Source organism: Bradyrhizobium sp. LVM 105 (assembly GCF_003957705.1).
GTDB classification, from domain to species: Bacteria; Pseudomonadota; Alphaproteobacteria; order Rhizobiales; family Xanthobacteraceae; genus Bradyrhizobium; species Bradyrhizobium frederickii.
The window spans coordinates 513,658-537,113 of record NZ_QZMV01000002.1; the positions used below are offsets into that span (position 1 = coordinate 513,658).

General features: G+C 65.7%; 20 protein-coding genes. 9 read left to right on the plus strand and 11 right to left on the minus strand.

Annotation, left to right across the window (positions count from 1 at the left end; genetic code table 11):
• Positions 1–12: 12 nt before the first annotated feature.
• Positions 13–822: a crotonase/enoyl-CoA hydratase family protein gene (locus tag D6B98_RS07685; protein ID WP_126256401.1), complete on the minus strand. Its 810-nt coding sequence runs from the start codon at positions 820–822 to the stop codon at positions 13–15.
• A gap of 106 nt (positions 823–928) precedes the next feature.
• Here D6B98_RS07685 and D6B98_RS07690 point away from each other — a divergent pair, with 106 nt between their 5' ends.
• Complete coding sequence (locus D6B98_RS07690) at positions 929–1,801, plus strand: SDR family oxidoreductase (protein ID WP_126256402.1); 873 nt, start codon at positions 929–931, stop codon at positions 1,799–1,801.
• Positions 1,802–2,082: 281 nt separating this feature from the next.
• Entirely contained in the window at positions 2,083–3,660 is a 1,578-nt protein-coding gene (locus D6B98_RS07695) for a fatty acid--CoA ligase (RefSeq protein ID WP_126256403.1), read from the plus strand.
• Positions 3,661–3,779: 119 nt separating this feature from the next.
• Here the strand turns inward: D6B98_RS07695 and D6B98_RS07700 are convergent, their stop codons facing one another.
• Positions 3,780–5,054 (minus strand): acyl-CoA dehydrogenase family protein, encoded by a 1,275-nt coding sequence (locus D6B98_RS07700; protein WP_126256404.1) that lies wholly within the window; start codon positions 5,052–5,054, stop codon positions 3,780–3,782.
• A 214-nt stretch (positions 5,055–5,268) separates the two neighbouring features.
• On the opposite strand from D6B98_RS07700, the gene D6B98_RS07705 reads away from it, so the two are divergent.
• Entirely contained in the window at positions 5,269–6,048 is a 780-nt protein-coding gene (locus D6B98_RS07705; RefSeq protein ID WP_126256405.1) for an enoyl-CoA hydratase-related protein, read from the plus strand.
• Between the two features lie 249 nt (positions 6,049–6,297).
• On the opposite strand, the gene D6B98_RS07710 is transcribed toward D6B98_RS07705, so the two are convergent.
• Genes D6B98_RS07710 through D6B98_RS07720 form a run of 3 tightly spaced genes read right to left on the minus strand, consistent with a single transcriptional unit; the run spans position 6,298 to position 8,450 of the window.
• On the minus strand, positions 6,298–6,675 hold the full coding sequence (locus D6B98_RS07710) for a DUF6285 domain-containing protein (RefSeq protein WP_126256406.1): 378 nt from the start codon (positions 6,673–6,675) through the stop codon (positions 6,298–6,300).
• A 3-nt stretch (positions 6,676–6,678) separates the two neighbouring features.
• The gene (locus D6B98_RS07715; RefSeq protein ID WP_126256407.1) at positions 6,679–7,665 is read right to left on the minus strand and encodes a phosphotransferase family protein; all 987 of its coding nucleotides are present in this window, start codon (positions 7,663–7,665) and stop codon (positions 6,679–6,681) included.
• Entirely contained in the window at positions 7,662–8,450 is a 789-nt protein-coding gene (locus D6B98_RS07720; protein ID WP_126256408.1) for an enoyl-CoA hydratase/isomerase, read from the minus strand. The genes D6B98_RS07715 and D6B98_RS07720 overlap by 4 nt, the downstream gene beginning before the upstream one ends.
• Positions 8,451–8,617: 167 nt before the next feature.
• Between D6B98_RS07720 and D6B98_RS07725 the strand changes: the two genes are divergently transcribed.
• From D6B98_RS07725 to D6B98_RS07735, 3 genes are all read left to right on the plus strand, one after another.
• Positions 8,618–9,397 (plus strand): SDR family NAD(P)-dependent oxidoreductase, encoded by a 780-nt coding sequence (locus D6B98_RS07725; protein WP_126256409.1) that lies wholly within the window; start codon positions 8,618–8,620, stop codon positions 9,395–9,397.
• 131 nt (positions 9,398–9,528) lie between these two features.
• Positions 9,529–9,909, plus strand: coding sequence for a VOC family protein (locus D6B98_RS07730; protein WP_164718460.1), 381 nt, complete (start codon positions 9,529–9,531; stop codon positions 9,907–9,909).
• Positions 9,910–10,229: 320 nt separating this feature from the next.
• Positions 10,230–11,507 (plus strand): acyl-CoA dehydrogenase family protein, encoded by a 1,278-nt coding sequence (locus D6B98_RS07735; protein ID WP_126256411.1) that lies wholly within the window; start codon positions 10,230–10,232, stop codon positions 11,505–11,507.
• A gap of 155 nt (positions 11,508–11,662) precedes the next feature.
• Here the strand turns inward: D6B98_RS07735 and yghU are convergent, their stop codons facing one another.
• Positions 11,663–12,544, minus strand: coding sequence for a glutathione-dependent disulfide-bond oxidoreductase (gene yghU / locus D6B98_RS07740; RefSeq protein WP_126256412.1), 882 nt, complete (start codon positions 12,542–12,544; stop codon positions 11,663–11,665).
• A gap of 375 nt (positions 12,545–12,919) precedes the next feature.
• Between yghU and D6B98_RS07745 the strand changes: the two genes are divergently transcribed.
• Entirely contained in the window at positions 12,920–14,053 is a 1,134-nt protein-coding gene (locus D6B98_RS07745; protein ID WP_126256413.1) for a nitronate monooxygenase, read from the plus strand.
• Between the two features lie 138 nt (positions 14,054–14,191).
• Positions 14,192–15,700, plus strand: a complete 1,509-nt coding sequence (locus D6B98_RS07750; protein ID WP_126256414.1) for an acetyl-CoA acetyltransferase — start codon at positions 14,192–14,194, stop codon at positions 15,698–15,700.
• A gap of 91 nt (positions 15,701–15,791) precedes the next feature.
• Here D6B98_RS07750 and D6B98_RS07755 read toward each other — a convergent pair whose 3' ends face one another.
• The 5 genes from D6B98_RS07755 to ltnD form a co-directional block, all read right to left on the minus strand.
• Entirely contained in the window at positions 15,792–17,486 is a 1,695-nt protein-coding gene (locus D6B98_RS07755; RefSeq protein WP_126256415.1) for a methyl-accepting chemotaxis protein, read from the minus strand.
• A gap of 233 nt (positions 17,487–17,719) precedes the next feature.
• Positions 17,720–19,411: a methyl-accepting chemotaxis protein gene (locus tag D6B98_RS07760; protein ID WP_126256416.1), complete on the minus strand. Its 1,692-nt coding sequence runs from the start codon at positions 19,409–19,411 to the stop codon at positions 17,720–17,722.
• 170 nt (positions 19,412–19,581) lie between these two features.
• On the minus strand, positions 19,582–20,871 hold the full coding sequence (gene otnK / locus D6B98_RS07765; protein WP_126256417.1) for a 3-oxo-tetronate kinase: 1,290 nt from the start codon (positions 20,869–20,871) through the stop codon (positions 19,582–19,584).
• The gene (gene otnI, locus D6B98_RS07770; protein ID WP_126256418.1) at positions 20,868–21,650 is read right to left on the minus strand and encodes a 2-oxo-tetronate isomerase; all 783 of its coding nucleotides are present in this window, start codon (positions 21,648–21,650) and stop codon (positions 20,868–20,870) included. Before otnI ends, otnK begins: the two co-directional genes overlap by 4 nt.
• A 14-nt stretch (positions 21,651–21,664) precedes the next feature.
• Complete coding sequence (gene ltnD / locus D6B98_RS07775; protein WP_349644812.1) at positions 21,665–22,741, minus strand: L-threonate dehydrogenase; 1,077 nt, start codon at positions 22,739–22,741, stop codon at positions 21,665–21,667.
• On the opposite strand from ltnD, the gene otnC reads away from it, so the two are divergent.
• Positions 22,689–23,369, plus strand: coding sequence for a 3-oxo-tetronate 4-phosphate decarboxylase (gene otnC, locus D6B98_RS07780; RefSeq protein WP_164718461.1), 681 nt, complete (start codon positions 22,689–22,691; stop codon positions 23,367–23,369). The two genes, ltnD and otnC, sit on opposite strands and share 53 nt — an antisense overlap.
• Positions 23,370–23,456 lie beyond the last annotated feature (87 nt).

The following is a 23,456-nucleotide window of genomic DNA, read 5'->3' on the forward strand; positions in this document are numbered from 1 at the left end:
ACGGAGAGACCATCAATCCGCAAAATTCGGCGCGCGCTTCTCGATGTTGGCGCGCACCGCTTCGGTCTGGTTCGGGCTGCCGATCAGCTTCTGCTGCTCGACCGACTCGGCGAGCAGCGCCGGACCCGGATCGACCGAGAGATTGTTCAGCATCCGCTTGGCGGCGCGGATCGCATCGGGGCTTTTTCCCGCGATCTCGCGCGCGGTCTCGAGAGCGGCCGCGCGCGGGTCGTCGCAGATGCGCGTGGCGAGACCGTATGTCATCGCTTCCTGCGCAGAGAAGATGCGGCCGGTGTAGGTGAGATCGCGCAGGATGTCGTCGCGCACGAGGCTCGCGAGGATCGGCGTGCCTGCCATGTCGGGCACGAGGCCCCATTTGATCTCCATGATCGACATCCGCGCATCCGCCGAGAGAAAGCGCATGTCGGCGCCGAGCGAGAGCTGGAAGCCGCCGCCGAAGGCAACGCCGTGCACGGCCGCGATCACCGGCACCGGAAGCTGGCGCCAGCCCCACACCGCCTGTTGCGCAAAGTTCGCCTGGCCGTGGGTGCGCTTGGTGAGATCGCGATTTTCGCCACCCGGAATTCCGTTGCCGCCCTTCTCCTTCATGGCGGCAAAACGTCCCATGTCGAGCCCGGCGCAGAAGGCGCGGCCCTCGCCGGAGAGCACGACGGCGCGCAGGCCTTTTTCCTTGGAAAGCCGCTCGGTTGCGGCGACAAGCGCCTCGAACATGGCCTGATCCAGCGCGTTCATCTTGTCGGCGCGCACCAGGCGCACGTCGGCGACGCCTTCCGAGATCGAGATCGAGACGCGATCTTCCATGGACGAATTCTCCCCTGTGCTTGACCGGTTCCCGCTTTACAGGACGCTGGCGGCCAGATTTAGTCAATCGACCAATTAACTGACAATCCCTACGGGGGAAACCACCATGTTCCAAGAAAATCTTCTGGCCGGCCGGCGCATTCTCGTGACCGGCGGCGGCACCGGTCTCGGCAAGTCGATGGCGGCGCGCTTCCTGCAACTCGGCGCCGAGGTGCACATCTGCGGCCGCCGCAAGATCGTGTGCGACGAGACCGCGACCGAGCTGATGGATCTCTATGGCGGCCGCGTCACCAGCCACGGCGTCGACATCCGCAACGCCGTCGCGGTCGAGGAGATGGTGGAGAACATCTTTCGCGACGGCGGCCTCACCGACCTCATCAACAACGCCGCGGGCAATTTCATCTCGCGCACCGAGGAACTGTCGCCGCGCGGCTTCGACGCCGTCGCCAACATCGTCATGCACGGCACGTTCTACGTGACCCATGCGGTCGGCAAGCGCTGGATCGCGGACAAGCAGCCCGGCAACGTCGTCTCGATCACCGTGACCTGGGTGCGCAACGGCTCGCCTTACGTGGTGCCGTCGGCGATGAGCAAATCGGCGATCCACGCCATGACGATGTCGCTCGCCACCGAATGGGGCCGCTACGGCATCCGCCTCAACACCATCGCGCCCGGCGAGATCCCGACCGAGGGCATGAGCAAGCGCATCAAGCCCGGCGACGAGGCCGGCGCGCGCACCAGGGCATTGAACCCGATGGGCCGCGTCGGCACCATGGAGGAATTGCAGAACCTTGCCGTTTTCCTGATCTCCGGCGGCTGCGACTGGATCAACGGCGAGACCATCGCCATGGACGGCGCCCAGGCGCTCGCGATGGGCGGCAATTTCTACCAGCTCCGCGACTGGAGCGACGACGACTGGAAAACCGCGCGCGACAGCATCATGGCGCAGAACGAGAAGGACCGGGCGAAGCGGGGGTGAGGACGCGTTGCGAGTGCGCGCATATGTAAGGGCCTAGCGCTTTCGCCCCGCCCTCACCTGTCGTCCCCGCGAACGCGGGGACCCATAGCCACAGGGAGCAGTGTCGCGCGAGTCGGTAACTCCGAGTCTTCGCCAAACCACTTCCTGTGATTATGGGTCCCGGATCTGCGCGCGCCTATGGCGCGCTTGTCCGGGACGACAGCTTGCCTTCTCGCGTATTGTCTTTACTCGCGGATGACGCCACACTCCCGGGCATAAGAACAAGACGTCACGGGAGAAACATGTCCACACAGCCATTGGCGAACCTCGCCGATATGGTGCGCGAGCGTGCGAAGAGCCGCGGCGATGCCATCGCCTACGAGTTCGAAGGCCGCCTCACCAGCTTTGCCGAGTTCGATATCAGGACCAACAAGGTCGCCAACGCGCTTCTTGCGATGGGCGTCAGACGCGGCGACCGCATCGCCTATCTCGGCAAGAACAGCGATCTCTATTTCGAGCTCTTGATGGGCGCGATGAAGGCCGGCGTGGTGATGGCGCCGGTGAACTGGCGGCTTGCCGGGCCCGAGGTCGCCTTCATCGTCGAAGACTGCAAGGCGCCGGTGCTATTCGTCGGACCGGAGTTCATCACGCAGGTCCGCCAGATCAGGGACCAGATTCCTGGCGTGCGCACCATCATCGCCACCGAGGGCGGCGCGCCGGAATGGCAGGACTTTGCGGCCTGGCGCGATGCGCAGAGCGGCGACGACCCGAAGGTGCCGATCGATGCCAAGGACATCGCGATCCAGCTCTACACGTCGGGCACGACAGGCAAGCCGAAGGGCGCGATGCTGAGCCACGCCAACTTCCTCAATTTGGTGCAATCCGGCAATGCCGAGGACAAGCCGGAGTGGAACCGGTGGTCGACCGACGACGTCTCGCTGGTGGCGATGCCGGTGTTCCACATCGGCGGCTCGGGCTGGGGCGTGATGGGACTCTATCACGGCGTCCGCGGCGTGATCGCACGCGAGTTCGATCCGACCAAGGTGCTGGACTTCTTCGAGCAGTCGGGCATCACGAAACTGTTCATGGTGCCGGCGGCGATGCAATTCGTGGTGCGGCAGCCGCGCGCCAGGACGGTGGATTTCTCGCGGCTGAAATACATGCTGTACGGCGCCTCGCCGATTCCCGCGGCGCTGCTGAAGGAATGCATCGAGGTCTTCAAATGCGGCTTCGTGCAGCTGTATGGGATGACGGAGACGACGGGCACCATCGTCGCGCTGCCGCCGGAGGATCACGTCGAGGGGCTGGAGCGGATGCGCTCGGCCGGCAAGGCGCTGCCGGGCGTCGAGATCGCTATCCTGGACGTTGACGGCAAGCCGTTGCCGCCGCGCCAGGTCGGCGAGATCGCGACGCGCTCGGGCTCCAACATGGCGGGCTACTGGAACCTGCCGGAGGCCACTGCCGCGACGCTGCGCAGTGACGGCTGGCTGCGCACCGGCGATGCCGGCTACATGGACGAGGACGGCTACCTCTACATCCACGACCGCATCAAGGACATGATCATCTCCGGCGGCGAGAACATCTACCCGGCCGAGGTCGAGAGCGCGCTGTGCGATCATCCTGATGTCGCCGAGGCCGCCGTGATCGGCGTGCCCGACGACAAATGGGGCGAGGCGGTGAAGGCGGTCGTGGTGATGAAGCCGGGCAAGCAGGCGAGCGCCACCGACATCATCAACTTCACCCGGACGCGCATCGCCGGCTACAAGACGCCGAAGAGCGTGGAGTTCCTGCCGGCGCTGCCGCGCAATCCCTCAGGCAAGATCCTGCGGCGGCAGTTGCGCGAGCCGTACTGGGCGGGGAAGGACCGGCGGGTGAATTGATCCGCGGTCTCGTAGGGTGGGCAAAGGCGCAAAGCACCGTGCCCACCATTCTTTCATGATCGCGACAGAAGTGGTGGGCACGCTTGCGCTTTGCCCACCCTACGAGAGCGGTGCAAGCCTTAGCGCTTCCCCGGCCCCATATAGCCGAACAGGAATCCCGCCACCTTGCGCATCTGGATCTCCTCGCTGCCCTCGGTGATGCGGTAGCGGCGATGATGGCGATAGATGTGCTCGAACGGCTTGTGGCGTGAATAGCCCATGCCGCCATGGACCTGCATGGCGCGGTCGGCGGATTCGCAGCAGAGGCGGTTTGCCCAGTAATTGCACATCGAGACGCGGTCGGAGAGCGTGCGCTCGATCTGCTCCTCGGTGAGCTGATCCATCTCCCAGGCGGTCTTGCGGATCAACAGGCGCAGCATCTCGGCTTGCGTGGCGAGTTCGACCAGCGGGAACTGGATCGCCTGGTTTTCCGCCAGCGCCCTGCCGAACGGCTTTCGCTCGCGCGCGTACTTCACGCTCTCGTTGATGCAGTAGACGGCGGCGCCGAGCGAGCTCGCCGCCTGCCGGATGCGGTTCTGGTGCACGAAGCACTGCGCCAGCGACAGGCCGCGGCCGACCTCGCCGAACAGCGCATCTTCCGGCACGAAGACGTCGGTGAAACTGACGCGCGGATGATCGGTCGGCATGTTGAAGGTCCACATGTACTCCTCGACCTTGACGCCGTGGCTCTTGGCCGGCACCAGGAAGCACGTGATGCCGCGGGCATCGCCGTCATTGCCCGACGTGCGTGCAAACAGCGCGCAGTGGGTGGCGACATGCATGCCGGTGGTCCACATCTTCTCGCCGTTGATGATCCAGCCCTTGACGTTGTCGCGGGTCGCCGGTACCGCGCGCGTCTCCATGTGGGTGGCGTCCGAGCCGTGATGCGGCTCGGTGAGGCCGAAGGTGATGCGGTACTTGCCCTTGATCGAGCCGTCGATCATCGCCTTCTGGTCGTCGCGGCCATAGCGGTCGAGCATGGTGACGAGGGGGAAATTGCCGACGATGGAGTGCTCGTTCTGGAGGTCGTTGTGCAGGCCGAGGCCCTTGGCGGCGAAGTGCTCGCGGATCACGGCCATCCACAGGTTGGAGCCGTCCTTGCCGCCATATTGCTTCGGCACCGGAAAGCGCAGATGGCCGGCGGCATCGGCGAGATCCTTGGCCTTGCGCAGCAGCGCTTCCCATTCGTGCCGCGGCAGGCCGCCGTTCTCGAAATCGGTGCGTGCCCATTCGCGGCGATGATCGAAGAAGCGGATGTTGTCGTCGGCTTCCTCCAGCGGCTTGATCTCGCGTGCGATGAAGCGGTCGAGCTCTCCGAGATAGGCGACGAGATCGGCAGGCAATGAGAAATCCACAGGTTCTCTCCCGGATTGATTTTATCGTTTTGCGTTAAGGCGCTGGGCGCATTCTTGCTTCTCGCGATTAAGCGGAGAAGAGCGCGTGCAAGTCAAGCAAGGCGAGACGTGACGGCTACGCAAGGCGCACCAGCGCAATTCGATGGTGCCCATGCACTGAGGCGCGGTAGTATGACGCCAACATTCCTTCACGAGAAAATGCGGGGAGCGCGCGATGGAGCTGAAATTTTCCAAGGTGGAACGCAAGGGACCGATCACGATCGTGACGCTGTCGCGGCCCGAGGTCTACAACGCGCTGCACACCGACGCGCATTTCGAGCTGCAAAAGGTGTTCGACGATTTCTCAGGAGATCCCGAGCAGTGGATCGCGATCGTCACCGGCAGCGGCGACAAGGCGTTCTGCGCCGGCAACGATCTGAAATGGCAGGCGGCCGGCGGCAAACGGGGCTGGGACAAGGGCGGCTTTGCCGGCCTCACCTCGCGCTTCGACTGCGACAAGCCGATCATCGCGGCGGTGAACGGCGTCGCCATGGGCGGCGGCTTCGAGATCGCGCTTGCCTGCGACCTCATCATCGCCTCGGAGAACGCGACCTTCGCCCTGCCAGAGCCGCGCGTCGGCCTTGCCGCGCTCGCCGGCGGGCTGCACCGGCTGCCGCGGCAGATCGGCCTCAAGCGCGCCATGGGCATGATCCTCACCGCGCGCCATGTCAGCGCCCGGGAAGGTTTCGAGCTCGGCTTCGTCAACGAGGTGGTGCCGCAGGGCGAGGCGCTTTCCGCCGCGCTACGCTGGGCCGAGATGATCGGCAAGAACTCGCCGATGTCGATCCGGGCGTCCAAGCAGGCGATCCAGAAGGGGCTGGGCGTCTCGCTGGAACAGGCGATCGCGGAGCAGCGGGATTATCCGGCGGTGCAGGCGATGGTGGCCTCGCAGGATTACATCGAGGGCCCGAAGGCCTTCTCGGAGAAGCGGCCGCCGAAATGGGTGGGGAAGTGACCGCGTTTCTCTCCGCTCGTCATTCCGGGGCGCGCCGACAGGCGCGAGCCCGGAATCCATTAGGCGGCAGAACGCGCAGATGAATGGATTCCGGGTTCGTCGCTGTGCGACGCCCCGGAATGACGGGAGAGAGTGGCGCGCCTGCCTCAACACCGTCATTGCGAGCGCAGCGAAGCAATCCAGGCTGCCTCTGCGGGAACACTCTGGATTGCTTCGTCGCTGCGCTCCTCGCAATGACGGCGGAGAGACCTACCCACCCCGCTCTAGCTCCCTTTTGTAGGACGCGTAGTTCGGCTGATCGACGGCGAGCTTGTCCATCGTGGTCGCCCACAGATGCTCGGCGAGGCCTGGCGTTGCCAGATCAATCTCGCCTTTCGCTATTCGCTCGGCGAGTGCGCGGTTCAGCTCCATGACCGAGCCGTCCCTACCGAGCAGCGCACGCAACCGCTCGACTTCCGCAGCATCGCTGCCCTCTTCCCGCGTCAGCTGCCGCGTCACGAGATCGAGGATGTTGATGGCAACGCGCAGCTTGAAGGCCTGGTGGCCGGAGATCAGCGGCGTGATGTCGCTGCGGAGGAAATCGGCGACCGACTTGGTCAGCTCGATCGGGGTCGGCTCGTCCTGCATGTGTCAGCTCCCGCGCGGCGCCAGGAGCCGCAACAGATCGATCTCGGTTTCGGAGGCGCGGCGGCCGATCATGGCGCGCTCCATCGAATGGTCGGGCCCCTCGCGGAACCGCTGCATCATGCCGCCGCACATGATGCCCCAGCGCAGTGTGCCCATCACCTCCCAGAACTTGACGCGTTCGGGGTCGACCTTGCGGCCCGCCGACTCATAGCCTGCAAACAGCTCCTCGCGCGAGCCGAAGCCGCCGACGGGCCTGTCGATCTCGCCGAAACGCCAGGAATTGACGCAGACCCAGCCGAGGTCCTCCATGGGATCGCCGAGATGGGCCAGCTCCCAGTCCAGCACGGCGCGCACGCCGTCGGCGCCGATGATGAGATTGCCGTTGCGGAAATCGCCGTGCACCAGCGTGGTCTCGGCGGATGGGCCGGGATCGTGGTCGCGCAGCCAGCGCAGCGCCAGCTCGAACACGGGCTTGGGCCAGTTCAGGCTGCGATAGTCGCGCTCGAACTCGGCAATCTCCTGCGTCGCCGACCTGCTGCGCAGCTCGGGCAACTTGTCCTTCGGCAATCGATGCAGGGCAGCGAGAATGCCGCCGATCTGCCGCGCCAGATGCGGCCGCGCCGCGGCAAACTCGTCATCGCGAAGAATCTTGCGCGCGATGGTCTCGCCTTCGACCCTTTGCATGATGAAGCCGGTGCCGAGGTCGTCCTCCGGCACCAGCACGTGCATCACGCGCGGCGACGGCACGCCGGCCTCGAAAGCGAGCTGCATCAGCTGCGCCTCGGCGGCAAGGCCCGCCGCGCGCGTCGGCGCTGCGCCATAACCCTTCGGCGAGCGCCGCAGGATCGCGCCGATCACGCCATCGGGATGGGTGATGTCGAAGCGCCAGGTTTCCTGGCTGGCGCCGCCCGACAATTTGGCCGCGCAGGTCGTGCCGGTCGCGCCCTTGCACCAGCGCCTGACGCTGCGTGAAAGCTCGGCCTCGATCATTTGCCTTTGAACTGCGCGGGCCGCTTCTCCAGGAACGCGCCGACGCCCTCGCGGAAATCCTGGGTGTCGCCGGCGCGAAGCTGGCACTGGAATTCGAGGTTGAGCTGATCCTCGAAGGAATTTTCCGGGCTGTCCCAATAGAGCTTGCGGATCAGCGACAGCGCGACCGTCGGCCCGCTGGCGAGCTCGCGCGCGAGCTTCATCGCCTCCTCCATCAGCACGCCGTCGTCATAGACGCGATTGACGAGGCCCCATTCCAGCGCCTTCTCGGCCGGCAGCCGTTCGCCCATCAGCGACAATTCGATCGAACGCGCGCGGCCGACGAGGCGCGGCAGCAGCCAGGTCGAGCCGCAATCCGGCACGAGGCCGATGCGCCGGAACGCCTGAAGGAAATAGGAGGAACGCGCGCACAAGATCATGTCGCCGAGCAGCGCGAAGCTCATGCCGGCGCCCGCCGCCGGGCCGTTGACCGCGGTGACGATCGGGCAATGCAGATTGCGGATGCGGCGCAGGAAGGGGTGAAAGCCGGTCTCCAGCGTCAGGCCGGCCTTGGTCTTCTTCGACTGGCTGTTGCGCCCTTGCAGATTGGCGCCGGTGCAGAAGGCGCGGCCTGCGCCGGTCAGCACCACGCAGCGCACCTCGTCCTTCTTCTCCTCGATCGTATCGAGCGCTTCGGCAAGGCCGCCCAGCATGTCCACGGAGACCGCGTTCATCACCTCCTGATGGTCGAGCTTGAGGATTGCGACCGAACCATCGAAATCGAGCGTGACGTGTTTGAACTGCATGGTTTCCTCGTCAGTTGAGGCCTGCGCCAGTTTCGCAGCCCGGAATTCGTTTTGCCGGGGCGCATATTTGATTTTTGGCGCGGTCTTGTCCATGGTGATCCGAGCATAGCAAGCAATCTTGCGCGCAGCGGCTGGTTGGCCGCAGACCAAAAAACAGGAAACGCGCCATGTCTATTTTCGACCTCACCGGCCGCGTCGCCGTGATCACCGGCGGCAATGGCGGCATCGGCCTCGGCATCGCGCAGGCGCTCGCGGCCCAAGGCTGCAACGTCTCGATCTGGGGCCGCAATCCCGACAAGAACAAGGTGGCTGCCGCGAGCATGGCCGGGCTCCCCGGCAAGGTCGACACCCGCGTTTGCGACGTCACCGACCCGGCCTCGGTGAACGCAGCGATGAAGGCGACGCTCGACATTTTTGGCCGGGTCGACGGCTGCTTCGCCAATGCCGGCATCGGCGGCGGCGGCCGGCGCTCGTTCATCGAGCGCACCGAGGAGGAATGGCGCACGATGTTCGCGACCAATCTCGACGGCGTGTTCCACGCCTTCCAGGCCGCGGCAAGGCACATGACCGAGCGCGCCAATGCCGGCGATGCCTTCGGCCGGCTGGTTGCGACATCGAGTCTCGCCTCGATCTTCGGCACCGCGCGCAACGAGCATTACGCCGCGACCAAGGCTGCGATCAACGCGCTGGTTCGCGCGCTCGGCGTCGAGCTCGCCCGCCACGGCGTCACCGCGAACGCGATCCTGCCCGGCTGGATCAAGAGCGACATGACATCCGGTCTCATGGCCAACGACAAGTTCGTCGCCAACGTGATGCCCCGCATTCCGCAGCGCCGTTTCGGCGAGCCGAGCGATTTCGGCGGCATCGCGGTATATCTGATGAGCAAGGCCTCGTCGTATCACACCGCCGATACGTTCGTGATCGACGGCGGCTATACGGCGTATTGAGATTTCGTAGGGTGGGCAAAGGCGCGCTTGCGCCGTGCCCACCATTAGCATTTCCGGATGCCATGGTGGGTACGCTGCGCTTTGCCCACCCCGCGGCATCTGATTTCAAAAGCGCAGAAGGGAATGGGCACATGTTCTCACACGTCATGATCGGCACCAACGATCTCGACAAGGCCAAGACGTTCTACGACAATCTGCTGAGCACGCTCGAGGTCCGGCCGGCCAGGGTCGACGGCCATCGCATCTTCTACATCACCAAGACCGGCGTGTTCTCGGTGTCGAAGCCGATCAACGGCGAGCCGGCGACCTGCGCGAACGGCGGCACGATCGGCTTCGCCGCCAATTCCCCGGAGCAGGTCGACGCCTGGCACGCAGCCGGCATTGCGGCCGGCGGGAAGTCGATCGAGGATCCGCCCGGCGTGCGTCAGGGCCCTGGCGGCAAGCTGTATCTGGCTTACTTGCGCGATCTCGACGGCAACAAGATCTGCGCGATGCATCGGATGCCGGCGTGAGGCCGACCGGACTCTCCTCGTCATTGCGAGGAGCTCTTGCGACGAAGCAATCCAGACTGCCGCCGAGGTAAGATTCTGGATTGCTTCCGCCTTCGCCGAAGGCTTCGGCGGACAAGTCGCTGCGCTCGCATTGACGGAGTCCTGGGGATCTGACGGCGCTCCAGCCCACTCGCGCCGCCCCCGTTCAAACAACATTTCAAACGCCCTCGCGATATTCCATCGCGTGGCAGGGCTCGGCGCGAAAAAATGCGCGCTCGCACTTTGGCCGCGCCGCGACTATTCTTGCGCCCAGAACAATCTCTGCGTCCCCGGGAGGAACAATGACAAAACACACCTACATTCCCCGCACCACCAACTACACCCTCAATCCCGGCGACGAGCTCAACGACTTGCGGATGTCGGAGCAGGTCCGACCGCTCTACGATCATGTCAGGAAATTCATCCGCGACACCGTGGAGCCGATGTCGATCGAGTTCGCCAAGGCGGGCGAAGGCAAGGAGGACCGCTGGAGCTTCACGCCGAAGCAGCTCGAGGTGCTGGAGAAGGCCAAGAACAAGGCCAAGCAGGAAGGCCTCTGGAACTTCTTCCTGCCCGATGACGAGACCGGCCAGGGCCTGAAGAACCTCGACTACGCCTATATCGCCGCCGAACTCGGCAAGAGCCCGCTGGCGTCAGAGACGATGAACTGCTCGGCGCCCGACACCGGCAACATGGAGGTGCTGGAGCGCGTCGGCACCAAGGAGCAGAAGGAGAAGTGGCTGAAGCCGCTGCTCAACGGCGAGATCCGTTCGGCCTATGTCATGACCGAGCCGAACGTCGCCTCCTCCGACGCCAAGAACATCTCGACCACCGCAAAGCTGGTCGGCGACGAATGGGTCATCAACGGCGAGAAATACTACATCTCCGGTCTCGGCGACCCCCGCTGCAAGATCCTCATCGTGATGGTGAAGACCAATCCGGATGCCGCGCCGAGCAAGCAGCAGTCGCAGATCCTGGTGCCGCGCGACACGCCGGGCGTCGAGGTGCTCGGCCCGATGTACGTGTTTGGGCAGGACCACGCCCCACGCGGCCACATGCACATGCGCTTCAACAATGTGCGCGTCCCGAAGGAGAACATGCTGCTCGGCGAAGGCCGCGGCTTCGAGATCTCGCAGCTCCGTCTCGGCCCGGGCCGCATCCATCACTGCATGCGCACCATCGGCAAGGCCGAGAAGGCGCTCGATCTGATGGTGCAGCGCGGCCTCACCCGCGAGGCCTTCGGCAAGAAGATCGCCCATCTCGGCGGCAACATGCAGATCATCGCCCAGGCGCGCTGCGAGATCGAGGCGATGCGGCTGATGGTGCTGAAGGCCGCCAAGGCGATGGACGTGCTCGGCAACAAGGAGGCCCGCGTCTGGGTCTCCATGGTCAAGGCCATGGTGCCGGAGCGCGCCTGCAAGATCATCGACCAGGCGATCCAGATGCACGGCGCCACCGGCATCTCGCACTGGACCCCGCTCGCGGAGATGTATCAGGACGTGCGGCACCTGCGCTTTGCGGACGGTCCGGACGAGGTGCATTGGATGGTGGTGGGACGTCACGAGCTGAGCATGGCGTGATCGACGAGATGCCGTAGGGTGGGCAAAGGCGCGCACTTCGCGTGCCGTGCCCACCGTCGCGGCCAACGCGAGAGGTGGTGGGCACGCTTCCGCCTTCTCTTCGAGCTACGGCGGACAAGTCGCTTCGCCCACCCTACGCACATCCGCGCGCGGCGTTACGCAGTCGTCGCGGCCTCGATCTTGTCCTGGGTTTTGGTCTCGAAATCGCTGGCGTCGTGGCGCTCGTGGAGCTGGCTGGCGGGGTCGCCCGAGACGCGGTTGACCATGCGGCCGCGCTTCACGGCGGGACGCTGGGCGATCTGGTCGGTCCAGCGCTGCACGTTCTTGTAGTCCTGCACCGACAGGAATTCGCCGGCGCCATAGACCAGCCCCTTGGCGAGCGCACCGTACCAGGGCCACACCGCCATGTCGGCGATCGTGTATTCCTTGCCCGCGAGATATTCGTTGTCGGCAAGGCGCCGATCGAGCACGTCGAGCTGGCGCTTGGTCTCCATCGCGAAACGATCGATGGCGTATTCGATCTTGAACGGCGCGTAGGCGTAGAAATGGCCGAAGCCGCCGCCGAGATAGGGCGCGCTGCCCATCTGCCAGAACAGCCAGGACATCGCCTCGGTGCGGGTCTTGATGTCCTTCGGCAGGAAGGCGCCGAACTTCTCGGCGAGATAGAACAGGATCGAGCCGGATTCGAACACCCGGATCGGCTCCGGACCCGAGCGGTCCATCAGGGCGGGGATCTTCGAGTTCGGGTTGATGTCGACAAAACCGCTGCCGAACTGGTCGCCATTGCCGATCCTGATCAGCCAGGCGTCGTATTCGGCGCCCTTGTGGCCGAGCGCCAAAAGCTCCTCCAGCATCACCGTGGCCTTCACCCCGTTCGGGGTGGCCAGCGAATAGAGCTGAAGCGGATGCTTGCCGACCGGCAGCTCCTTGTCGTGAGTTGGGCCGGCGATCGGGCGGTTGATGCTGGCGAACTGCCCGCCATTCTCCTTGTTCCAGGTCCAGACTTTGGGCGGCACGTAGGCGGGGGCGTCGGTCATGCGGGGCTCCGGCGGAAAGATGCGTCTGCATTAATTAGACCGCGAATGCCGAATGACAAGGGCGCCGAATGCATTCCCGAACCGGGCAACTTCACGTTTCGTCATGGCAGGCTCCCTCCCCGTCATTCCGGGGCGCCCGCAGGGCGAGCCCGGAATCCATCGCTCCGCCAGGAATGCTCCGAAAAATGGATTCCGGGTTCTCGCTGACGCGAGCCCCGGAATGACCGGCCTCATCCGGGACGCAACGGCCTGCGGGACGAGCGCGACGTCTACGCACAAGATGCCTCGCCGAATCCGGCATGTCATCGATCGGCTCGCGTCACTTTGCTTTGCCAGCGAAAACAACGAAAACGCCGACGCCGCCGGGAGAGAGCCATGAAATCGCCGATCTGCGACATGCTGGGAATCGAGTTCCCGCTGCTGGCCTTCAGCCATTGCCGCGACGTCGTCGCCGCCGTCAGCCGCGCCGGCGGCTTCGGCGTGCTGGGTGCCACCGTGCACACCCCCGATACGCTCGAACGCGAGCTGAAATGGATCGACGATCACATCGACGGCAAGCCCTACGGCATCGACGTGCTGATCCCCGAGAACATCTCGACCGCGGGCGAGAAGGACGTCACCTGGAAGAGCCTGGAGGCTCGCGTGCCGCAGGAGCATCGCAACTACACGCGCGATCTGCTGAAGAAATACGACATCGAGCTCACGACCACGGAGGTCGCAGCCGATCAACCGCAGCCGTTCGACGGAAAAACCGCGCTGCAGCTGCTCGAAGTTTCCTTCAATCATCCGATCCGCCTGATCGCCAACGCGCTGGGCGTGCCGCCCAAGGCGATGATCGAGATGGGCAAGACACACGGGGTGCCGGTCGCAGCGCTCGTCGGCGCCAAGGAGCACGCGCTGCGCCAGGTCGCGGCAGGTGTCGACATTCTCGTGGTGCAGGGCACCGAGGCCGGCGGCCATTGCGGCGAGGTCTCGACCATGGTGCTGGTGCCCGAGGTGATCAAGGCGATCAGAAAGATCCGCGACGTGCCGGTGCTGGCGGCCGGCGGCATCATGACGGGCCGGCAGATGGCGGCCTGCATGGCGATGGGCGCGGCCGGCGCCTGGACCGGCTCGGTGTGGCTGGCGACCGTCGAATCCGAGACCAGCGAGATATTCCGCGAGAAGATGATCGCGGCGTCCTCGCGCGACGCCGTGCGCTCCAAGGGCCGCACCGGCAAGCCGGCGCGGCAGCTCCGCTCGGTCTGGACCGACGCCTGGGACCGCGCGCCGGACAGCCCGGGCGCGCTGCCGATGCCGCTGCAAAGCATCCTTAGCCGCGACGCCTTCAATTCGATCGACCGTGCCGCAGCGAGCGGCAACGCACGGGCGCGCGATCTCGTCAGCTATTTCGTCGGCCAGGGCGTCGGCCTGATCGACAGCGTCAAGTCCGCCGGCGCCGTGGTGCAGGAGTTCAAGGAAGAGTTCGCCGAAGCGGTCGAGCACATGAATGCGCTGGTGGCGGAGTAGGTGTAGACCCTCATGGTGAGGAGGCGCGCAAGCGCCGTCTCGAACCATGAGAGCCCGCGGCCCATCCTTCGAGACGCCTGCTTCGCAGGCTCCTCAGGATGAGGTCGGAGATATTTGAGAGAGTGAAGCAGCAGAACAATGACGACTGTTCCCCCTGACCTCATCCCCGTCATCGTCGGCGTCGGCGAGATCGTCGATCGCCCGAAGGAGATCACTGAAGGCCTCGAACCGCTCGATCTGCTCGAACAGGCGCTGCGGCGCGCGGAGGCGGACGCCGGTGCAAAACTGCTTGGCGAGGTGCAGTCGCTCGATGTCGTCAACTTCCTGAGCTGGCGCTATCGCGATCCCGAGCAGCTGTTGGCGCAGCGCCTCGGCGTCACGCCCGCGCATTGCTATTACGGCCCGGTCGGCGGCGAGAGCCCGATCCGCTACATCCACGAAGCCGCCAAGCGCATCGCGCGCGGCGAGTGCACGGTCGCCGCGGTCTGCGGCGCGGAAGCGCAGTCGACCGCGACCAAGGCGGAACGTGCCGGCGTCAAGCTGCCATGGACCCCGTTCGCCCATGACGTCGAGGAGCCCAAGCGCGGCGCGGCGTTCCAGAAGCCGCTGGCGGTGAAGCTCGGCGTGTTCCGACCCGTCACGGTCTATCCGTTCTACGAGGCCGCCTCCTCCGCACATTGGGGCCAGACGCCGCGCGAGGCGATGGCCGAGTCCGGCGTGCTGTGGTCGCGCTATTCGCAAGCCGCCGCGCAAAATCCCAATGCCTGGCTGAAGCGGCGCTATGCGCCGGAGGAGATCACGACACCGACCGCGGACAATCGCCTGATCGCCTGGCCCTACAACAAGCTGATGGTCGCCAATCCCAGCGTCAACATGGGCGGCGCGCTGCTGCTCACCAGCCTTGCCAAGGCCCGTGCGGCCGGGATCGCGGAGGACCGACTGGTCTATCCGCTCGGCGGCGCCTCGGCGGAGGAGCCGCGCGATTATCTGTTGCGCGACCAGTTCTACGAAAGCCATCCGCAGAACGCGGTGCTGCAAGCCGTGATGGACCTTGCCGGCGGCGACGGCAAGACGTTCGACGCGATCGAGCTCTACAGCTGCTTCCCTTGCGTGCCCAAGATGGCGCGGCGGACGCTCGGGCTTTCCGCCGACGTGCAGCCGACCGTGACCGGCGGGCTCACCTTCTTCGGCGCGCCGCTCAACACCTACATGACGCATGCGGCCTGCGCGATGGTGCGGCGGCTGCGCGATGGCGCCAGGCTCGGCCTGCTCTATGGCCAGGGCGGCTTCGTCACCAAGCATCACGCACTGGTGGTCGCGAAGGCGCCGCCGCACGCGGCGCTGGCGCAGGAGACCAGCGTGCAAGGCGAGGCCGACCGCAACAAGCGCGCGGTGCCGGAGTTCGTCGACGAGGCCTCGGGCAAAGGCAAGGTGGAGAGTTTCACGGTGCTCTATGGCCGCAGCGGCGAGGTCGAGCACGGCGTCGTCATGCTGCGCACCGAGCACGACCGGCGAACGCTGGCGCGGATTCCGGCGCGCGACAGCGCGACGCTGGCCCATCTGCTCAACATGGATCGCACGCCGGTCGGCTCGCTCGGCGAGATCACGGTGGCTGCCGACGGGGTGCCGGAGTGGCGGGTGGCGTAGCTGCGGCGCATCACACCGGACGATGCTGCGCATCGCCGGGACTGCCGCGCTGCGTCCGGGGCACCGATCTCGGCCCCCTGCGCCATCCGCCTCAGGCGGCGCGGACGGAGCTCAGGAACTTGCCGACCTCGAGCTTGAGACGGTTGGAATCGCGCGACAGCATCTGCGCCGCCGAGAGCACCTGTGAAGACGCCGAGCCGGTTTCGGAGGCACCGCGCTGGACGTCGCCCACATTCGACGAGACCTGCTGGGTGCCTTGGGCGGCCTGCTGAACGTTGCGGGCGATCTCCCGGGTTGCCGCGCCCTGCTGCTCCACGGCTGCCGCAATCGCCGAAGCGATCTCCGACAGACGCGCGATGGTGCCGCTGATGTCGCCGATGGCGGTGACCGAATCCTGGGTCGCCGCCTGAATGCCGCCGACCTGCTGGCCGATCTCGCCGGTGGCCTTGGCCGTCTGCTCGGCGAGCGCCTTGACCTCGGAGGCCACCACAGCGAAGCCGCGTCCGGCCTCGCCCGCACGTGCCGCCTCGATCGTGGCGTTGAGGGCCAGCAGATTGGTCTGGCCGGCGATCGCATTGATGAGCTCGACGACGTCGCCGATCCGCGATGCGGCCCGCGACAATTCGCTGACGCGCTCGGTCGTGGCATGGGCCTGGCTGACCGCTTCGCTCGCGATCCGGGAGGAGTCCTGCACCTGGCGGCCGATCTCGCGCACCGAGGACGACATCTCTTCGGCGGCCGACGCCACCGAGTGGACATTGGTGGAGGCTGCTTCCGAGCCGGTTGCGACCGCCGTCGCCAATTCCTGCGCCCGACCCGCGGTCGAGGACAGCGTCGAGGCCGAAGCCTCGAGCTCGGTTGCGGCCGACGACACCGTCTCGACGATTTCGCCGATCGCGGCCTCGAAGCCGGTTGCGAGCTTGGTCATGTCGGATTTGCGCTGCGCCTCGGCACGGCGCTGAACCGCCTGCACCTCGTCGCGGCTGAAGCGGATGATGGTCTGCACTGTCTGGAGGTTGCGCAGCGCTTCGCCGATCTCGTCGTCGCGCTCGATCACGATGCGGCTGTCGAGCTTGTCCTGGACGAGGTTCAGCAAAGTATCGTTGAGTTGCTGCATCGGTCTCCGGATCGCGCGCATGGTCGTGACGCCGGCGAAACCGACGATGGCGACGCCGACGACGGCCAGCGCCGCCAGAATCAGGCTGGCCGAACCGCCGGCGGCGAGCGCGCCGCCGATGCCGAGCGCAAGCATGAACAGCGCCTGGAGCGCCATCGTCGTGAAGAGGCGCGCCTTCAGCGTCCCGGTGAAGACGCTGAAGCGGTCCAGCCACGAGCGGCGGCGGATGATGCCGGCGTCAATGCGATAGCCATGCGGCTTCTTCTCGCGGATCGCAGAATAGACCTCTTCGGCGAGCTTGCGCTGGTCGGCCGGCAGTTTTGTGCGGATCGACGTATATCCCTTGACCTCGCCGTTTTCGCGGATCGCAGAGGCCGTCGCCAGCACCCAGTAGAAGTCGCCGTTCTTGCGACGGTTCTTCACCGCGCCGAGCCAGGGCTTGCCGGCCTTCAGCGTGTCCCAGAGGTTGTCGAACGCCTCCGGCGGCATGTCGGGATGACGAACGATGTTGTGCGGCTGGCCCATGAGTTCCGCCGACGTGAAGCCGGCGGCGGCAATGAAGTCCTCGTTGAAGTAGGTGAGCTTGCCCTTGAGATCGGTCCGCGAAACGATCAGCGTCTCGTCACTGACGGGATATTCGACCGTCGTGACCGGAAAATTCTTGCGCATCGGGGCTCCCCAAAGACCGAATTCAGTAAAAAGTCATTCGAATCGGGACGCGCCCGGCATGAGCCTGCCCTCTGCCAACTATCGTAAATCCGATTTAACCATCGATGAAACGTCGCGCCCGTAACACTACGGACGATCTCAGAAGAGCTCCGCCGCGAGCGACATCATGCTACCGGCAAGACGAAACGAGCGGTGCTATGTGGCGCCGCTCGTCGCTCGATCGGACAAAGACTTTACGCCGCGCGGACGTTGGTCAGGAACTTGCTGACCTCGTTCTTCAGCCGGCCCGAGTCGTTTGACAGCATTTGCGCCGCCGACAGCACCTGCGACGATGCCGTTCCGGTCTCGGTCGCGCCACGCTGCACGTCGGTGATGTTGGAGGAGACCTGCTGGGTGCCCTGCGCGGCCTGCTGCACATTGCGGGCGATCTCCTGCGTCGCCGCGCCCTGCTCTTCCACCGCGGCCGCAATCGCCGAGGAGATCTCCGAGAGGCGCTCGATGGTCGAGGAGATCTCCTTGATGGCGCCGACCGAATCGTTGGTCGCCGCCTGGATGCCGGAGATCTGCTGGCCGATCTCGCCGGTCGCCTTCGCGGTCTGCTCGGCGAGCGCCTTCACCTCGGAGGCCACCACCGCGAAACCGCGGCCAGCTTCGCCCGCTCGCGCCGCCTCGATTGTGGCGTTCAGCGCGAGCAGATTGGTCTGGCCCGCGATGGTGTTGATCAGCTCGACCACGTCGCCGATCCGGGCGGCAGCCTTCGACAGCTCGCTGACGCGCTCGGTGGTGGCGCGCGCCTGGCCGACGGCATCGCCCGCCATCCGCGCCGATTCCTGCACCTGACGGCTGATCTCGCCGACCGACGAGGCCATCTCCTCGGTGGCCGAGGCCACCGATTGCACGTTGGTCGAGGCTTCTTCCGAAGCTCCAGCCACCGTCGTCGCCAGTCTCTGAGAGCGGTCGGCAGTCGACGTCAGCGTCGAGGCGGAGGCCTCGAGCTGGGTCGAAGCCGACGACACGGTCTGGACGATCTCGCCGATCATGGCTTCGAATTCGCGGGTGATGTCGTCGACGCGGCGGCCGCGCTCGATCTTGGCCTCGGCATCCGCGGCCGCAGCCTCGTCCGCGGCCTTCTTGGCGATCAACGCCTCCTTGAAGATCTGGAGCACGTCGGCCATCGCGCCGATCTCCGTCTTCTCGCCGCGATGCGGCACCTCGGCCGAAAGGTCGCCCCGGCCCAGCGCCTGCATCGGCTGTGTGATGGAATTGATGCCGCTCGAGACATCGCGGACCAGATAGAAGCTGAGACCGATGCCGATCAGGACGGCGGCGCCGAGAATGACCGAAACCAGCATGAAGGCAGAGGAATAGCTGTCGGCGGCATCCTGAGCGGCCTGTTCGCCACCCCTGGTGTTGAGCTCGATGTCCTTGTTCAGGACCTCATCCGCCTGAAGCCCGATCTTGTTGACCGTCTTGGAGTTGAGCTCCTGCGCCTCGCGCGGCATCTTGCCGGCCTCCTTGCGCGACAAGGCCATCACCTCCTCGGTGCCTTTCTTGTAATCGTCCCACAGCTTGGACCACTGGCTGTAGAGCGCGCGCTCTTCCGGGGAGCTGATCATGGCCTCATACTTGCTGCGCGTCTTGGCGAGCGCGTCGGTCACGGTGGCGGCGGTCTTCTCCACCGCGAGCTTGTCGTCCAAAGCTTCGGCCAGCATGTGCTGGCGCACCACGTTCCGATACGTGATGACTGCGGCCCGCAGGTCGCCGATCGCCTTGACGCTCGGCATCCAGTTGGTGGTGATGTCGAGAGTGTTGGCGTTCATCGTCCGCATCTTCGTGACGGCGAGCAGGCCCATGCCGGTCATCGCGACCAGCAGGAACGCCACGACGCTGATGATCTTGGCGCGGATGGAAAGCTTGGCAAACATAATCGGGTCTCGTTGTGCTGGCGCGGGCGCGCGTCGGGAACTCTAAGGAATCAAACAAAGGGGAGAGCGCCGACATCAGACAGCAGACCGTCTGCGAAAGATGTTAACTGCGACTCCGCGCAAGCACGGAAGTCGAAAGAAATGAACAGGCGCCTAAGAACGCCCCGCGCTCAGCGCATGAGCCTAAGCGCATCCGCGAAAAACTCCGGGCCGCCGAAGTTTCCGGACTTCAACGCGAGCAGCATCTCGCCTGCTGCGGCGCCAACGGCACGCAGCACCGGGACGCCCGCGGCGATCTCCGCGCCGACGAGGAAGCCCGGGATTTCGAGGCGGTCGACGACCGCGCCGGACGTCTCGCCGCCGGCGACGATGAGCCGCCGGACGCCTGCTTTCACGAGGTTTTCCGCGATATCGGCCATGGCCTGCTCGATGGCATGGCCCGCGGCATCGCGCCCGTGGCGGGCTTGCAATGCGGCGACGTCTTCGGGCTTCGCGCTCGAGGCGATCAGCACCGGGCCGTCGGCAAGTCGCGGCCTCGCCCAGTCGAGCGCGCGTTCGGCTTCGTTTGCTCCCGTAATAATACGGTCCTGGTCGAGATGGAGCACCGGCATGATGCGTTCGGCATTCGCGATCTGCTGAAGCGTGGCCTGCGAGCAGCTTCCAGCAAGACACGCTGCCGGCCCGCCGACGGCAGCTGCGGACTCGCTGCTCGCGGCACCGGGCTTGACCTTGCCCGTCGACACCAGCGCGCGCGCGAGCCCAAGGCCGATGCCGGAGGCCCCGACCGACAGGCGATGTTCGCCGGCCACGAGACCGATGGTTTCGAGGTCGCGGTCGAACACGGCGTCGATGATGGCAGCGCCGATACCCTTGCCGGCGAGTTCGGCCAGCCGCGCCCGCACGGCCTCCGCGCCGCGCGTGACGGTGGCGAGGTCGACGAGGCCGATCTGCGTCCTGCTCTGACGCGCCAGCACGCGCACCAGGTTGGAATCATGCATCGGGTTGAGCGGATGGTCCTTCAGCGGGCTCTCGTTGAGCGGCACGGCGCCGACAAAGAGATTGCCCTGATAGACGGTGCGGCCGGTCTCCGGGAAGGCCGGCGTCACCAGAACGGCACCTTCGCCGCTATCGGCACGCAAGGCGTCCATCACCGGGCCGATATTGCCCGCGTCGGTGGAATCGAAAGTCGAGCAGATCTTGAACAGCACGTGGCCCGCGCCACGGCTGCGCAGCCATTTGTCCGCCGCGCGCGAGCGCGAGACGGCAAGGCCGGCCTCGATCGAGCGGCTCTTCAGCGACACCACGACGGCGTCGACCTCGGGCAACGCGAGATCATCCGAGGGCACACCGATGGTCTGCACCGTGCGCAGGCCCGCACGCGTCAGCGTGTTGGCGAGGTCGGAGGCGCCGGTGTAATCGTCGGCGATGCAGCCAAGAGAAATCTTTGCTGCAAGTGTCACGGCTTCACTCCGGCGTAAGGCTTGAACCAGGCAAGGCCGTCCGTAGTCTTGCCGCGCGGATTGTACTCGCAGCCGACGAAGCCGGCATAGCCGAGGCGGTCGAGCTCTGCGAACAGGAACGGATAGTTCAGCTCCTCGCCGTCGGGCTCGTTGCGCGAGGGGATGCTGGCGATCTGGATGTGGCCGATGATCGGCATCATCTCGCGCAGCCGCATGGTGACGTCGCCATGAATGATCTGGCAGTGATAGATGTCGAACTGGAGCTTGAGGTTCGCAAGCCTCAGCTCCTGGATCAGGTCGCGGGCGAATCCGAAATCGTTGAGGAAATAGCCCGGCACGTTGCGGGCATTGATCGGCTCGATCACGACGTCGATGCCGTGGGGGGCGAAGAACTCCGCGGCCCATGCCACCGATTTGTAGAAGGCCTCGATCGCGACGCGTTCGCCGCGATTGGCGATGCCGGCCATCAGGTGCAGGCGCTTGACGCCGGTCGCCTTGGCATAGGGCAGCGCCGTCTCCAGGCTCGCCTTGAGATCGTTGAACCGCGCGGGGAGCGCCGCAAAGCCCTTCTCGCCGGCATTCCAGTCGCCCGGCGGCAGATTGAACAGCGCCTGGGTCAGGCCGTTGCGCTTGAGCCGCTCGCCAACCGCCTCGGCGGGATGCTCGTACGGGAAGAGATACTCGACCGCGGTGAAGCCGGCTTGCGCAGCGGCATCGAAACGATCGAGGAACGGCACCTCGGTGAACATCATCGAGAGGTTGGCGGCAAAACGCGGCATCGGAGTCCTCTTGCTTACTTGTCGCCGGGCAGCTTCACGCCAGTCACCTGCGCATACATGCGGGCCACAGACGCGTCATCGTCGCGGCCCATGCCGGCGGCTGATGTCATCAGAAACATCTGGAGTGCGGCAGCGGAGACCGGCACCGGGAAGCGGGCACTGCGCGCCATGTCCTGGATGATACCGAGATCCTTGACGAAGATCTCGACCGCGCTGCGCGGCGAGTAATCGCCGTCGAGCACATGCGGCATGCGGTTCTCGAACATCCAGGAATTGCCGGCGGAGGCCGTGATCACCTCGTAGACCTTGCGGATGTCGAGGCCCTGCTTGGCCGCGAACGCCATGGCTTCGCTGGCGGCGGCGATGTGCACGCCGGCGAGCAGCTGGTTGATCATCTTGAAGGCAGCGCCCTGCCCTGCTGCATCGCCGAGCTCATAGAGTTTCGCGGCCATGGCATCGAGCGCGGGCCGCGCTTTCGCAAACGCGGCGGGACTGCCGGAGGCGAGGATCGTCAATTCGCCCTGCGCAGCACGCTGCGCCCCACCGGAGATTGGCGCGTCCAGATAAAGCCGGCCCGTCGCCTCCAGCTGCTTGGCAAGGCGGCGCGCCACATCCGGATCCATGGTGGCGGAGGAGACGAACACGCTGCCCTTCGGCATGGACTCGGCGGCTCCATCCTTGCCGAACAGGATCGCCTCGGTCTGCGCGGCATTGACCACGACGCTGACGACGATGTCGGCGTCCTTGGCGGCCTCAGCCGGGGTCTTTGCTCCCGCCCCGCCATCCGTCACGAAGCGCGCCACTGCGTCAGCCGAGACGTCACAGCCAGTGACCGCATGGCCGGCGCGCTTCAGCGAGGTCGCCATGCCATACCCCATCGAGCCGAGCCCGATCACGGCGATGCGCTGATTCTGAGACGTGGAGGCGGACATATGCAACTGATCCTTGCGAACGTTTCCTGGACGGCCGGCCTTTGCGGCGGCTCGGCGAACCGATATCACGGCTTGGCCGCGCTGCCAAAGCGTGAGACAAGCGGACATGACGGCCATGAGGACTGAAAACAGCCACGAGACGCGGCTGCGCGAGGACATCTGCCGCTTCGGACGGTCCCTGTTCGAGCGCGGGCTGACGCCGGGCTCCTCGGGCAATATCAGCGTCAGGCTGGACGGCGGCGGCTGGCTGGTGACGCCGACCAACGCCTCGCTCGGCTTCCTCGATCCGGCAAGGCTGTCGCGGCTGGACGATCAGGGCCGGCTGGTCTCTGGCGATGCGCCGACCAAGGAAGTTCCGCTGCACAATGCGCTCTACGACACGCGCGGCAGCGCGCGCGCGATCGTGCACCTGCACTCCACCCATTCGGTCGCGCTGTCGATGCTGCCCGAAATTGACCCGCGCGCCGCGCTGCCGCCGATGACGGCCTATTACCTGATGAAATGCGGCGCCACCGCACTCGTGCCCTATTATCGCCCGGGCGATCCCGCTGTGGCCGACGCGATCAAGGGACTGGCGGGGAAATACTCATCGGTGCTGCTCGCCAATCACGGCCCTGTCGTCGCGGGCGACACGCTGGAAGCCGCGGTGTTCGCGACCGAGGAGCTGGAGGAGACGGCGAAGCTGTACCTGCTGCTGCGCGGGATGAACCCGCGGTATCTCTCGCCGGAGCAGGTGAAGGATCTGGTGAAAGTGTTCGGGCTGACGCTGCCGGAGCATGGGCATTGAGCCGTAGACTCCGCCGTCATCCTGAGGCGCGAGCCTTGCGATGCGCTGCATCGCAAGGTGAAGCCTCGAAGGATGGGCTCCGGGCGC